Below are 12,493 nucleotides of genomic sequence, written 5' to 3' on the forward strand. Positions count from 1 at the left end.
GACAATGAACTGAATCGGTTTTTACGCCGTGTTTTTCTTGTATCTTCCTCTTTCTTACTTATAGCAGGTTGTTTTTGCTTGAATAAGAAATAAATTAGAAGTTCTATCATCTAAGAAAAATGATGAAAAAAATCATTTAACTAATGGTGTGAACGTTTAGTGTTTATCAGCTCCATTCTCTGTAATTTTGGGGGTAAAATCCACACCATTTAGATAAAATTAGTTGAATTTGATTGGAAAAACGCTTTTATAAAAGCGGAGAAAAGTCTTGATATTACGCTGTTTTTAGTCCAACTGAAATTCATACTTTCCAAACCAGGCTTGAAAAAGGCCCGTAAAGCATCACAATTTAGTAAACGTTAATTCGTTACTGGACAGCAGAATACAAACGAAAACACTTTGCATCTTGCAAGGTGTTTTTTTCTATGAGAACTGGCGGTGCGCAATTAGGATAGCTCTAGCGACTTTAGTCGCATAGAGATATGCTATGCACAGTTGCCTCAAGAAAACAATGCTTCTTGGTCCACCCTGTTAGACAAGCTTCAAAACCAAGGAATCCAACAGATTTCTCTTGTAGTTACAGATGGCTTTAAGGGGCTTGAGCAGATTATCAGTCAGGCTCACCCATTAGCTAAACAACAATGTTGCTTAATTCATATTAGTCGAAATCTAGCTAGTAAAGTGAAACGAGCAGATAGAGCGGTTATTCTGGGGCAATTTATAATGATTTATCGTGCTGAAAATTTAGAAGTGGCAGGACAAGCTTTAGAGGACTTTCTCGCCGAATGGAAACCAAAGTATAGGAAAGTCATGGAAAGTCTGGAGAAGACGGATAATCTTTTAACTTTTTATCAGTTTCCCTACCAGATTTGGCACAGCATGTATTCGACAAACCTCATTGAGTCTCTTAACAAAGAAATCAAACATCAAACGAAAAAGAAGGTTCTTTTTCCTAATGAGGAGGCTCTGGAACGTTACTTAGTTACGTTGTTTGAAGATTATAATTTCAAGCAAAGTCAACGAATCCATAAAGGGTTTGGTCAATGTTCTGATACACTTGAAAGCTTATTTAATTAACACTCCGTAACTCTACTTAAGTGTTTACACATAATTATTGACAGTATCAAAAAATAAAGTATATTGTTTTCATCATAATATAATTAAATATCAGTATAGAGAATTTTATCTATATATCAGATATCAGCAATTGCTTTTGCTGTCATTTTTCGCTACAATAGTTACAAGGAGGAAATAAACATGTTAAAAGAAGTATTAAACGTCGCAAAAGTTGCGAAAAAATCATCTCTCTTCTTAGGAGGGGTAGCATTTGGGACGCTTGGCTTGAAAGTCTTAGCAAGTAAAGAAGCTAAGAAAGGCTATTCTAAGGCCTTGGCTAAAGCTTACAAATTGAAAGATGGACTGGATGCATCTGTTTCTGTTGTAAAACAACACGGTGATGATGTTTTACAAGACGCTAAATATTTATACGAACAGGAAAAGAAAGAAGAACAATTAGATAGCCTGACAGGTGAATAATATGTCTTTTAAAGTGCTACACAGAGGATATCAACATATCCGATTATCGTCCTCGTTTTCACTGACCTTGGATATTCAAGATTATCTTCGTTCCTTGGCTAAAGATGAAAAAGGGATCGACTCTATTCAGTTTTATATGGATCAGCAGCACTTTACTCTACGTATGAAAGAAGGCTTCTCTGTATTAGAAAATGCAGAGGCCTTTTTAAAAAAAATTGACAAGGGGAAAGTTTCGGACTTGATGACTCTTCCCATTCGTAGAGAAGAGAGTGCTTATTCAATTGTATCGGGTGCAGCGATTAAGCGTTTGCTGTTTCGAAGTTTTGTACCCTACCCTATTCGTTATATTTGGACTTGTTATCAGGCTTTGGGTTATGTCAAAGAAGCCTATCAAACTTTAGCGCGCAAGGAACTAACCATGGAGGTCTTGGACTGTTCGGCCATTTTGTTGTCCTTGTTTATGAACCAATCCAAGACAGCTAGCAACATCATGTTTATGCTTGATTTGGGTAATCATCTGGATCAGTGGTCTTTAAAAAAAACAGCAACAGATTTGGAACAAAGCCTTCTTGCTAAAGAAAGTGATGTTTTCTTAGTGCGGGGAGACATGGTCATCAGCATCAAGAGTTCTGATGTTCAAGTAGGTGATGTATTAGTTGTCTCCCAAGGTAATGAAATCTTGTTTGACGGCCAAGTGGTTTCAGGATTAGGCATGGTCAATGAGAGTTCCTTGACTGGAGAGAGCTTCCCTGTTGAAAAGAAAGAGGGAGATTCTGTATGTGCGAATACTGTTTTGGAAACAGGAGAGTTAAGAATTCGTGTGACTGATAATCAGATAAACAGTCGTATTTTGCAACTCATCAATCTGATGAAAAAATCTGAAGAGAGTAAGAAGACAAAACAACGTCATTTTATTAGGATGGCAGACAAGGTTGTAAAATATAACTTCTTAGGTGCTGGTTTGACTTATCTGTTAACAGGTTCGTTTTCAAAAGCCATTTCCTTTTTATTGGTGGATTTTTCATGTGCTCTAAAAATATCCACACCTGTAGCCTACCTTACGGCCATAAAGGAAGGTCTAAATCGAGAAATGGTTATTAAAGATGGTGATGTATTAGAAAAATATCTGGAAGTGGATACTTTCTTGTTTGATAAAACGGGTACCATCACGACGAGTTATCCTTTGGTTGAAAAGGTTCTTCCTTTCGGAGATTATACTGAGAAAGATATTTTAAGAATAAGTGCATGTTTGGAGGAACATATCTATCATCCTATTGCCAATGCAATTGTTAAACAAGCTGAAATTGAAGGCATTGAACACGAAGAAATGCATGGCAAGCTTCAGTATGTTGCAAGCAAAGGGATTAAATCGCAAATTGATGGTCAATCGGTTGTCATTGGAAATTATGTACTAATGCAAGACGAACAGGTAAGAATTAGTTCTGAGCAGCTGGCCTTGATTGAGCAATATAAGACTCATTACAATTTATTGTTTTTGGCTTATAAGAAAGAATTAATTGGGATGTTTTGTATCCACACTCCCTTGAGAAGCGAGGCGAAAGTTGCATTGAAAAAGCTAAAGCGCCAAGGGAAAAAACTGATTCTGGCAACTGGTGATACGTTGGCTAGAACAGAAGAGTTGGTTAAAGATCTGCCATTTGACAACGTTTATACTGATTTAAAACCAGATGGTAAGTTTCAGTTGGTTCAGGAATTACAGAAAGCTGGCCGAACTATTTTGATGGTTGGAGACGGGTTAAACGACTCTGCTGCCTTGACGCTTGCAGATATTGGGGTTGTGATGAATGAAAGTGCTGATATTTCTAAGCAGATGAGTGATATTTTATTATTAGATAATCGTTTAGATTTCTTCGAGGAATTGAATTCTTTATCTGAATCGTTGCAGAAATTAATTCAAAGAAATATTCAAGAAACAGTTGTAATAAATGGAAGTTTAATTGGATTTGGGTTGTTAAATTGGTTAAGCCCATCTAATCTTTCGATATTGCACAATCTGACTACTTTAAGAATCGTCCTTCGTAGTCTTTCTATTAAAAGTAGGTAAGAGACCGAGAAGCTGAGGTTATAAAAACTAAAAGGAGTTGTCTCATTTGAGAATAACGGCTCTTTGTCAACTGTAGTGGGTTGGTGGAAAATTATACCCTGGAGAGGACCAAATTGGTTCTCTCCTTTTAAATATTGAAAAAACCATTGGCAGTGGACATACTTTAAGACTATATATTTCTGAAACTAGTTTCACAATACAAATATTGACATGCAATTATTAATTGGTGGATTTTAAGTTGACATCTACAAAGGTTAATGTTAGAATACATTCAAAAATATATTTGAATGAGGTGTTTTATGATTCAAAATATTGTTACTTCAATAATCCTGTATTCTGGGACAGCCGTAGACTTACTTATTATCCTAATGTTATTTTTTGCCAAAAGAAAAAGCAGAAAGGACATCATTAACATCTATTTAGGACAATTTCTAGGCTCTGTTAGTCTAATATTCCTAAGTTTGCTTTTTGCATTTGTCTTAAATTATATTCCTAGTAAAGAGATTTTAGGTTTACTCGGTTTGATTCCAATTTTCCTAGGTCTCAAAGTTTTGCTTTTAGGAGATTCTGATGGAGAAGCTATTGCCAAAGAAGGTTTGCGCAAAGATAATAAAAACCTGATATTTCTAGTCGCTATGATTACTTTTGCAAGTTGTGGTGCTGACAATATTGGTGTCTTTGTTCCATATTTTACTACCTTAAATTTAGCAAATTTGATAGTAGCTTTACTTACCTTTCTAGTCATGATTTATCTCTTGGTTTTTTCTGCCCAAAAATTGGCACAAGTCTCTTCTGTTGGAGAAATTTTGGAAAAATATAGCAGATGGTTTATTGCCGTTGTTTATTTAGGATTGGGGATATATATCCTGATTGAAAATAACAGTTTTGACATACTATGGACTATATTAGGCTAGGAGAAAATATTATGAAAAAAGATAGTATCTGCCAAGTGAATGTTATAAATCAGCAAAGTATTACAACCGCAACGAACTACCTTGAAAAGGAAAAAGTCCAAAAATCACTTCGCATTTTAACAAAATTTACCGATAATAAACAGATAAATATCATCTTCTATCTTCTTGCTGTTGAAGAACTCTGTGTCTGTGATATAGCCTGTTTACTAAATCTCAGTATGGCATCTACTTCCCACCATCTTCGTAAACTAGCCAATCAAAACATCTTGGGCACTAGAAGAGAGGGGAAAATTATATATTATTTTATAAAAGATGAGGAAATCAGGGATTTTTTTAATCAACTAGGATAACAACTATTTTTACTACTTTTCCATGATTCTAGGGAGCTACTCTATGAAATTTTTTGATGAAAATTACTCACAAGAAATAATATATAGAACTGTTTAAATATCTTCAGGATAGAAAAAGAAATTGTCCAGGCACGAAGAAACTGTATATTTGTTGCTAAACTGTACATCATCTTTATGATACAGTATTTCGTATTTCTCAACTACATAAGCTCCGAAAACTAAAATGTGATAACCCTTTGATAACCTCTCGATTTTCAAAAGGATTATATATGTAAATATTGAGGATTTATCTCTTAAAATTACTTGATTTTAGTGATAATTTACCATAAATATCATAATGTAGAAAAAACCAGGTCTTAAGAAAGCTCGTAAAGCATCATAATTTAGTAAACGTTAATTCGAAAGAATTACGATACTTACAGAGAACACCTTTCGGGGTGTTCTTTTTTATACTTTCTTACTAAATTGGTGCAATTGACACAGTTGTTGCGACTTTAGTCGCTTACAAATGTGGCTGCAACCTGACAAGGTCAGTTGCCTCAAAACGTTAATCAATACGATTATATCAACGTTTCAAAGCACTCAAGAGTTTATCTCGTGGGTGCTTTTTTTGTCTAAAAATCAAGAGTTTCCACAAAATTTCCACCATTGATTTTTAGGGCAGAAACATGAAATATTTTTAATACATATTTTTAAAAATTCTCGATGTTATTTTTAGTATATAAGTTATAATATCTTTTGCTGAATTTTTACTAACCTGATCGTCAAAATACAAAAATACCCTCAAAAAGTGAGATTAAAAGTCTCATTTTTTGAGAGTAATTGTTGATGTAAAATAAAATTTATTTGACATAAGAGAGCATAATAACTAAAAAGTATACTTTATTTTATTTCTCCATATAATTACAAACATTATTAATCTGTTCATGAAAATCTGTACCAAATTTTTCGTCAAAAAATGCACTTCCGACTGTGAAAGCCCAAGGATTTGCCTCAATGACTTCATCTAAACGTTCATAACTATCAACACTGCCAGCCAAACAAACGGGAGCCTCTATAGCTTGAACAAAAGCATTGTTTAGTTTGACAGGATCACCTGTATATCGGTACCCTAGCAAGTCAAATCCGTAAACTCCTTTTGCTAGATATTCCTTTGCCTCAGAAATCATGTCCTCGATAGAACCTTCTAGAATAGATGGGCGATTAGTAATTTGTCCAACAAATGGCATGTATTTCATGTTGTTTTCTTTGCAGAATTGATTGATTGAATCAAAGAAGACAGTTCCCATTAAAATATCACACCCACATTCTTTTGCAATTTTTGCACCGTGAAGTCCACTTTCTTCGTCATATTCAACAACTTCAAGAAAAGTAGTTTTGCCGCAAGATTTCATTCTGGAGAATAGAGACTTCATTTCAGAAATAGGAAGAGGTTTTTCCTTAAATCCCCAATACTGAGCTTTAGAGTTTTTACAGGATTCGAAAATTTCACTAGCATTTTCAACTGTGTGATCATTATGTGTCAGCATAACAATTAATTTAGGTGAGTTCATAAAAGTTCCTTTTGATGTTAATTCTAAGTTATTTTTCTTAAAAATAAAAGTACTTAGGTTACTGTCTAATCATTTCTTTAGGAATGAGTTTCGGATCGTACATGACTTTTGAATGATTTTTCAAAATAAGCTCTTTTTCCAAAGTTTGTTCAGTTATTCTATCAAGTTTTTCACGATAAATCATGGAGTTGCGATAGTAATAATTGCCTTCTTTTTTGAAATGATGATTTTCTTCAACTATCTGATAAGTGAACGGAAATTGTGATTCACTTCTTAACTCGCCGAAGAGAATCTCATTTTCAGTCCATGTTCTCAATTGAATAAGTTGGTCAGTATTATTTTTAAAACGATAGTCCTGATGATTATACTGTACAGAAGTTCCATTTGCAAATGGTTTCCTAGTACCTTTATCAGGGTCTAATGCATCAGAGTGAGAATGAAATTCTGTAATTTCCATAGGACTATGAACAATTAAAAGATGAAGCAAGTTAGCTAAATTACATAGCCCGCCGCCAATATCAGGTTCTACTTTACCATTAACAATAACTCGCCCTTCCTGGTATCCTTTTTTCTTAGTTGTATTACCAACTAAACTCCAAAAAGAAAATTCTTCTCCTGGATGAATGATAATGTTATTTAGATTTTTACTAGCAATCTGTATGTTAGTAGCTTTTCCTTTTTGAAGAGTAATATCAATGCCAGGACCACGTTTTATCAGTTGGGTAGAATATGATGAAACTAAGTTAGGTAATATCTTTTCTTGACGAATTTTAGAGAATTTTTTTCCTTGTTTAAAGTTCTGGATATGTCGTTTTAGATTTTCTTTTTTTAAAGAGATTTTATATGTTGTAGGACTAATTTCACAAAATAATAGATCCTTATTCCAAAAAACCATGTTGTTTCTCCTTTTTGATCACATCTAAATTTTTATTTTTTTGTCTCAAAAATGGGTAAGTATGAAGTATTAATTTTTCAACCCATCGTTTTTTACCAATTCCGCCTTCTTTAGGATCATATAAAAAATCAACTAAGATAGTGGAGATATTTGCACGACTAGCTCCGAGCACATCTGTAAAAAGTTGATCTCCAATCATAACTGTTTCAAATGGTTTTAGCTGCATCATGTCAAGAGCTTTTTTAAAGTTCTTAGGATTTGGTTTGTCAGAAAGAGGAATAAAAGGCACAGATAAGTGTTGATTAAATTCTGATATTCTTTCTTCGTCGTTGTTTGACAAAAGAAAAATTTGAAAACCAATGGCTTTGAGATTTTGAAATAGTTCAATAACTTGTTCTGTAGCGGGGGCGCCATGCATCACAAGAGTTTGATCGATATCAAAAATTAATCCTTTAAAACCAAGTTGATATAATCTTTGATAGGGGATATCAAAAACAGTTTTTGCTCGTGCTGCTGGCATGAATGGAAACATATTGTGTAAAGCCTTTCATTGAATATATAACAATAATTCTAGCACATATATAGAACAAGGTCAATACCACTATTAAGTGTGTAGCAGAAATAGATATTCCTAGTAGACATTTGTTCACTTTTTTTATATAATAAAACTAAACCATATTGGTTGAGTTTTAAAAATATGGATTCAAGCATCGATTAGTCTTTCTAAGGGAGATAATGTCCATTAAAGTATCATAATAGGAGGTGAAGTATGTATCAGCCAGAAAAACTCAAGGCTCGGAGGAAAGAGTTAAAACTGACACAGAAGGAAATTGCAGAGAAACTTGGGATTAGTTTTCAGGCTTACTCGGCTTGGGAACGTGGAGTCAAGGAACCATCTAAGGAGAAGGTGTTTCAGCTAGAGAATATTTTAAAAGTACCAAAAGGATATTTTACTCAGATCGAGATTGTCCGTCTCTACCATAGCCTCTCCAAGCAAGGGCAGGAGAAGGTTGTTCTCTATGCTCGCAACCTGGCTCAAGAAGAACAGGCTCAGAAAGTGGCTCCCATGCCAGAGCGCCTCTACGAGTACCGTGTTTATGAACGCATGTCAGCAGGGATTGGGGCTTCAGTCTACGATGATCAGAATTTTGATACGGTTTACTTTAATGAGGAGTTGGCTCATGATTTTGCGTCATGGGTGTCTGGGGACTCCATGGAACCTAAATATCAAAATGGTTCAGTAGCTCTGATTCGAGAGACAGGATTTGACTATGATGGGGCTGTTTATGCAGTGGTTTGCAACAACCAGACCTATATCAAACGAGTCTATAGGGAGGAAGATGGCCTGCGTCTGGTCTCTATCAATCCTAAATACAAGGATATTTTCATCTCCTATGAAGAAGATCCTCGGATTGTTGGGATTATTGTTGGGAACTTTGTGCCAATGGAGGGCTAGCCTATGGGTTACTTTGATTATTCCAGAGAGCCCAAAAGTGACATTGCCTTTGTCGATATGAAATCCTTTTATGCTAGTGTTGAGTGCGTGAAAAGGGGATTACATCCGCTGAAAACCTCGCTTTGTGTCATGAGTCGAGCGGATAATTCAACTGGTCTTATCCTAGCCTCCTCTCCCCTGTTTAAGAAGATTTTTGGCAAGTCAAATGTTGGTCGGGCCTATGATTTGCCTTTTGATATCAAAACGCGAAAATTTTCCTATTATAATGCTCGAAAGCAAGGGCTACCTACCGACTCAGACTATGTGCGCTACATCGAAGATTGGGCTCAAGTTACCTTGATTGTCCCTCCTCGAATGGACGAGTACATTGCAGTCAATATGGAAATCCAGCGAATCTTTCAAAACTATGGCAGTCCAGATGATATTTATCCTTACTCTATCGATGAGGGCTTTATTGACCTAACTAGTTCGCTCAACTATTTCATCCCAGCTAAGAGTCTCTCTCGCAAAGACAAGCTGGATCTGCTTTCTGCCCGTATTCAGAGGGATATTTGGAGGCAGACAGGGATTTACTCTACAGTAGGTATGTCCAATGCCAATCCCTTACTAGCCAAGTTGGCTCTGGATAATGAAGCCAAGCACACTCCGACCATGAGGGCCAACTGGTCTTACCAGGATGTGGAAGAGAAGGTCTGGGCAATCCCTAAGATGACGGATTTTTGGGGAATTGGCAGACGGATGGAGAAACGCTTGCATGCTCTGGGGATTTATTCCATCAAGGAATTGGCAACCAGCAATCCAGACCAGTTAAAGAAAGCTCTGGGTCAGGCTGGTCTGCGTTTGTGGTTTCATGCTAACGGGATTGATGAGAGCAATGTTCATAAGCCCTATAAAGCCAAATCCAAGGGCTTGGGGAATTCTCAAATCTTGCCGAGAGACTACGTGAAGCTACGTGATATTGAAATTATTCTCCGGGAAATGGCGGAGCAGGTGGCTATTAGATTGAGAAGGTCTGGCAAGAAAACAACCCTTGTCTCTATCTATGTCGGTTTCTCTAAACAGGAGGTCAGGTCGTCTATTCACACACAAATGAAGGTCGAACCGACCAATAATACAGCTGTCTTAACGGATTATGTTTTGAAGTTATTTCATAACAAATACACTTCAGGAGCAGTCAGAAGTGTTGGAATCAACTATTCAGGATTTGTGGATGAGTCCTTTGGTTTGATATCTCTCTTTGATGATGTTGACAAGTTAGAAAAAGAAGAAAGGCTCCAGACGGCCATTGACTCCATTCGGGAACAATTTGGTTTCACTTCCCTTTTAAGAGCAAATGCACTGGAAGAAGCCTCTAGGAGTCTTGCTAGAAGCAAGCTGATTGGGGGACATTCTGCTGGAGGATTAGATGGATTAAAATGATTGATCGTTCTTATTTACCTTTTCAATCTGCGCGAGATTATCAAGATCCAGGTATGCAGAAGTGGATGGGATTTTACCTTTCAGAACACACCAGTTCGCTCAGTGAAGAAAAAAGTCGTGTTGATTTTTCGACGGATTTGACTCCAGATGAGAAGTTTCACTTGCTTTCTCAGCTTTATGTTGGCCAACTTAGGGGAAATTTTGTGCTAAAGGAAAAGAAGCAGAAAATCACTATAATCGGTGTGGTGAGAGAGTTATCACATCAGACTCTATCTATTAGGACAAACGAGGGATATAGGTTGATAGATGTTGCAGATATCCTAGAAATTCGGCTGTGGGAGGAGGGAGTTTATGACTAGAAAAGAGCTGTATGAAAACAAACTGCAGATGGATTACTTTTCAGATAACTATATTCATTTTGAAGAGGATTTTCAAAAATACTCTGCCATGAACGTACCCTTGACTTTCTTGATTGATGACATCCTACGAACCATGGCGATGAATCAGAAAAACTACTTTGTTTTAAACAAGGAAAATGCCAAGGATGGGCGGGAGCATCGTTTTTATTTTAGGGTGGTAACGGAAAAAGCGTGTCCTAGAAATAGGACCTATGTATATGCTGGGATTAAAAATAGTGGCCAGTAGATTTGGTAGGAGATGAACTCGTTTTTTGGTGTACCCCATTGCAGCTATCTGAAGAGGACTTGAAGAAGCTTATTATGGTCTTTCTGATGAAATCGGACAAGAAGCCCTATCTTTTTTAGATAATCGTTTACTTGAAATTGTTGTTGAATTTGAAAATACTTATCCCAAATAATCATTCTGTTTTATAGATACCAAGATATCCATAGAAATTTATGGATATCTTTTGATTTATATATAGAAAAAGAGAAGACCGGCTGGTCTTCTCTTTGGGGGAACTAGAATCATTGAAAAGAATTAAGTAAAGATTTTAATTAGTCTTTGAAATTCTTTTGGAAGATGAGTAGAGACAATACTGAAGTAATAGCAGCCAAGAATAAGAAGGCATTTGCTTCTTGCTCTCCGGTTTCTGGGAGTTGTTTTTCCTTGTCTTGTTTAACTGTAGTAGCAACAGGTGCTTTTTCATCTTTTCTTGGTGAATCTTCTGTTACAACTGCAGGAGCTGGTTTTTCAGTTTCTCTAGGTAGAACATACTCAGGGAGAGTCACAACTGGTGGTGCCTCTGTTCCTACAGAACTTTGTTTAGTTCCGACTTCAATCACTCTATCTAGAGCTGGAGTTGATTTGGTTTGGACTACCTTGCGATTGCTACCATCTACTTCGACATACTCAATTAGCAGGCCGTCTTTCCCTTCTGCTAGAACTTTCTCTTTTCCTTTATCTAAGTTTGGATTTTCGTGACGGATAGTCTTGAATGGTACTGCCTTCTTGACAATATCCAAACTTGGAAGCTTAAAGACAAGGTCCTTAACTCCCTCTTCAGGACTTGAAGAAGTAATTGGTTTTTCAGGCTCTTTTGGTAGAAGGTACTCAGGAAGAGTCACAACTGGTGGAGTATCTGTTCCTACAGAACTTTGTTTAGTCCCAACTTCAATCACTCGGTCTAGAGCTGGAGTTGATTCGGTTTGAACTACCTTGCGATTGCTACCATCTACTTCGATATACTCGATTATAGCACCATCTTTCCCTTCTGATAGAACTTGTTCTTTCCCTTTGTCTAATTGTGGATTTTCGCGACGGATAGTCTTGAATGGTACTGCCTTCTTAACAATCTCCAAACTTGGGAGTTGGAAGACAAGCTCTTTAACCCCTTCTTCAGGACTTGAAGAAGTAATTGGTTTTTCAGGTTGTTTCGGTTCAACCGGTTGTTCTGGTTGGCTAGGTTGCAATTGCTTGATTTGTTCAAGAGCCTTATTGAGGGCTTTATTGACGTCTTCTTGAGTCTTGGCTTCTTGGATAGCTGCGATTGCTTTATCAGTAATTTCAACTAATTTCTTCTTAGCATCGTTGTTAGTACCAAGTTCAGCCACTTTTTTCTCGATAGCTTCAGTCAAGCTAGCCATAGCCTTATCGTAATTGATTTCAGGCTGTTCCGGTTGTTTTGGTTCAACTGGTTGTTCTGGTTGGCTAGGTTGCAATTGCTTGATTTGTTCAAGAGCGTTGTTGAGGGCTTTGTTGACGTCTTCTTGAGTCTTCGCTTCTTGGATAGCTGCGATTGCTTTATCAGTAATTTCAACTAATTTTTTCTTAGCATCGTTGTTAGTACCAAGTTCAGCCACTTTTTTCTCGATAGCTTCAGTCAGGCTAGCCATAGCCTTATCGT

At 36.5% G+C, this 12,493-nt stretch carries 13 protein-coding genes; 9 read left to right on the forward strand and 4 right to left on the reverse strand.

All coding sequences use genetic code 11. From position 1 onward, the window contains the following. Window positions 1-474: 474 nt before the first annotated feature. From PAN07_RS17075 to cadX, 5 genes are all read left to right on the forward strand, one after another. On the forward strand, window positions 475-1,077 hold the full coding sequence (locus PAN07_RS17075; RefSeq protein WP_269798434.1) for a transposase: 603 nt from the start codon (window positions 475-477) through the stop codon (window positions 1,075-1,077). A 180-nt stretch (window positions 1,078-1,257) separates the two neighbouring features. Beyond that, on the forward strand, window positions 1,258-1,536 hold the full coding sequence (locus PAN07_RS17080) for a DUF6110 family protein (protein WP_002893755.1): 279 nt from the start codon (window positions 1,258-1,260) through the stop codon (window positions 1,534-1,536). A 1-nt stretch (window position 1,537) separates the two neighbouring features. After that, complete coding sequence (locus PAN07_RS17085) at window positions 1,538-3,601, forward strand: heavy metal translocating P-type ATPase (RefSeq protein ID WP_002893754.1); 2,064 nt, start codon at window positions 1,538-1,540, stop codon at window positions 3,599-3,601. A 299-nt stretch (window positions 3,602-3,900) separates the two neighbouring features. Further along, window positions 3,901-4,515, forward strand: a complete 615-nt coding sequence (locus tag PAN07_RS17090) for a CadD family cadmium resistance transporter (RefSeq protein WP_049516165.1) — start codon at window positions 3,901-3,903, stop codon at window positions 4,513-4,515. Between the two features lie 11 nt (window positions 4,516-4,526). After that, window positions 4,527-4,865: a Cd(II)/Zn(II)-sensing metalloregulatory transcriptional regulator CadX gene (gene cadX, locus PAN07_RS17095; RefSeq protein WP_000711094.1), complete on the forward strand. Its 339-nt coding sequence runs from the start codon at window positions 4,527-4,529 to the stop codon at window positions 4,863-4,865. Window positions 4,866-5,752: 887 nt separating this feature from the next. On the opposite strand, the gene PAN07_RS17100 is transcribed toward cadX, so the two are convergent. From PAN07_RS17100 to PAN07_RS17110, 3 genes are read right to left on the reverse strand one after another with little or no spacing between them, the layout of a single operon-like run. Next, the gene (locus PAN07_RS17100; protein WP_084861947.1) at window positions 5,753-6,418 is read right to left on the reverse strand and encodes a hypothetical protein; all 666 of its coding nucleotides are present in this window, start codon (window positions 6,416-6,418) and stop codon (window positions 5,753-5,755) included. 58 nt (window positions 6,419-6,476) lie between these two features. Further along, window positions 6,477-7,313, reverse strand: coding sequence for a VanW family protein (locus PAN07_RS17105; protein WP_084861945.1), 837 nt, complete (start codon window positions 7,311-7,313; stop codon window positions 6,477-6,479). After that, window positions 7,297-7,845: a YqeG family HAD IIIA-type phosphatase gene (locus PAN07_RS17110; protein ID WP_049509859.1), complete on the reverse strand. Its 549-nt coding sequence runs from the start codon at window positions 7,843-7,845 to the stop codon at window positions 7,297-7,299. Before PAN07_RS17110 ends, PAN07_RS17105 begins: the two co-directional genes overlap by 17 nt. A gap of 237 nt (window positions 7,846-8,082) precedes the next feature. On the opposite strand from PAN07_RS17110, the gene PAN07_RS17115 reads away from it, so the two are divergent. The 4 genes from PAN07_RS17115 to PAN07_RS17130 are packed head-to-tail and all read left to right on the forward strand — an operon-like array spanning window position 8,083 to window position 10,833. Beyond that, complete coding sequence (locus tag PAN07_RS17115; RefSeq protein WP_084861943.1) at window positions 8,083-8,769, forward strand: XRE family transcriptional regulator; 687 nt, start codon at window positions 8,083-8,085, stop codon at window positions 8,767-8,769. A 3-nt stretch (window positions 8,770-8,772) separates the two neighbouring features. Then, window positions 8,773-10,188: a Y-family DNA polymerase gene (locus tag PAN07_RS17120; protein ID WP_049509856.1), complete on the forward strand. Its 1,416-nt coding sequence runs from the start codon at window positions 8,773-8,775 to the stop codon at window positions 10,186-10,188. After that, a complete protein-coding gene (locus PAN07_RS17125; RefSeq protein WP_084861942.1) occupies window positions 10,185-10,547 on the forward strand; it encodes a hypothetical protein in 363 nt (120 codons plus the stop codon). Before PAN07_RS17120 ends, PAN07_RS17125 begins: the two co-directional genes overlap by 4 nt. Beyond that, window positions 10,540-10,833: a DUF5960 family protein gene (locus PAN07_RS17130; RefSeq protein ID WP_061864524.1), complete on the forward strand. Its 294-nt coding sequence runs from the start codon at window positions 10,540-10,542 to the stop codon at window positions 10,831-10,833. Before PAN07_RS17125 ends, PAN07_RS17130 begins: the two co-directional genes overlap by 8 nt. Before the next feature lie 311 nt (window positions 10,834-11,144). Here PAN07_RS17130 and PAN07_RS17135 read toward each other — a convergent pair. Further along, the coding region (locus PAN07_RS17135) for a G5 domain-containing protein (RefSeq protein ID WP_269798433.1) at window positions 11,145-12,493 on the reverse strand (1,349 nt) is incomplete at its 5' end.

The organism is Streptococcus sp. SM5 (assembly GCF_027497975.1).

Excerpts from the sequence above, each read along its gene's own strand:
- PAN07_RS17085 (WP_002893754.1), top strand. The coding sequence starts at position 1,538 with ATGTCTTTTAAAGTGCTACACAGAGGATATCAACATATCCGATTATCG.
- PAN07_RS17130 (WP_061864524.1), top strand. The coding sequence starts at position 10,540 with ATGACTAGAAAAGAGCTGTATGAAAACAAACTGCAGATGGATTACTTT.
- PAN07_RS17115 (WP_084861943.1), top strand. The coding sequence starts at position 8,083 with ATGTATCAGCCAGAAAAACTCAAGGCTCGGAGGAAAGAGTTAAAACTG.
- PAN07_RS17100 (WP_084861947.1), bottom strand. The coding sequence starts at position 6,418 with ATGAACTCACCTAAATTAATTGTTATGCTGACACATAATGATCACACA.
- PAN07_RS17125 (WP_084861942.1), top strand. The coding sequence starts at position 10,185 with ATGATTGATCGTTCTTATTTACCTTTTCAATCTGCGCGAGATTATCAA.
- PAN07_RS17090 (WP_049516165.1), top strand. The coding sequence starts at position 3,901 with ATGATTCAAAATATTGTTACTTCAATAATCCTGTATTCTGGGACAGCC.
- PAN07_RS17080 (WP_002893755.1), top strand. The coding sequence starts at position 1,258 with ATGTTAAAAGAAGTATTAAACGTCGCAAAAGTTGCGAAAAAATCATCT.
- PAN07_RS17120 (WP_049509856.1), top strand. The coding sequence starts at position 8,773 with ATGGGTTACTTTGATTATTCCAGAGAGCCCAAAAGTGACATTGCCTTT.
- PAN07_RS17110 (WP_049509859.1), bottom strand. The coding sequence starts at position 7,845 with ATGTTTCCATTCATGCCAGCAGCACGAGCAAAAACTGTTTTTGATATC.
- PAN07_RS17105 (WP_084861945.1), bottom strand. The coding sequence starts at position 7,313 with ATGGTTTTTTGGAATAAGGATCTATTATTTTGTGAAATTAGTCCTACA.
- cadX (WP_000711094.1), top strand. The coding sequence starts at position 4,527 with ATGAAAAAAGATAGTATCTGCCAAGTGAATGTTATAAATCAGCAAAGT.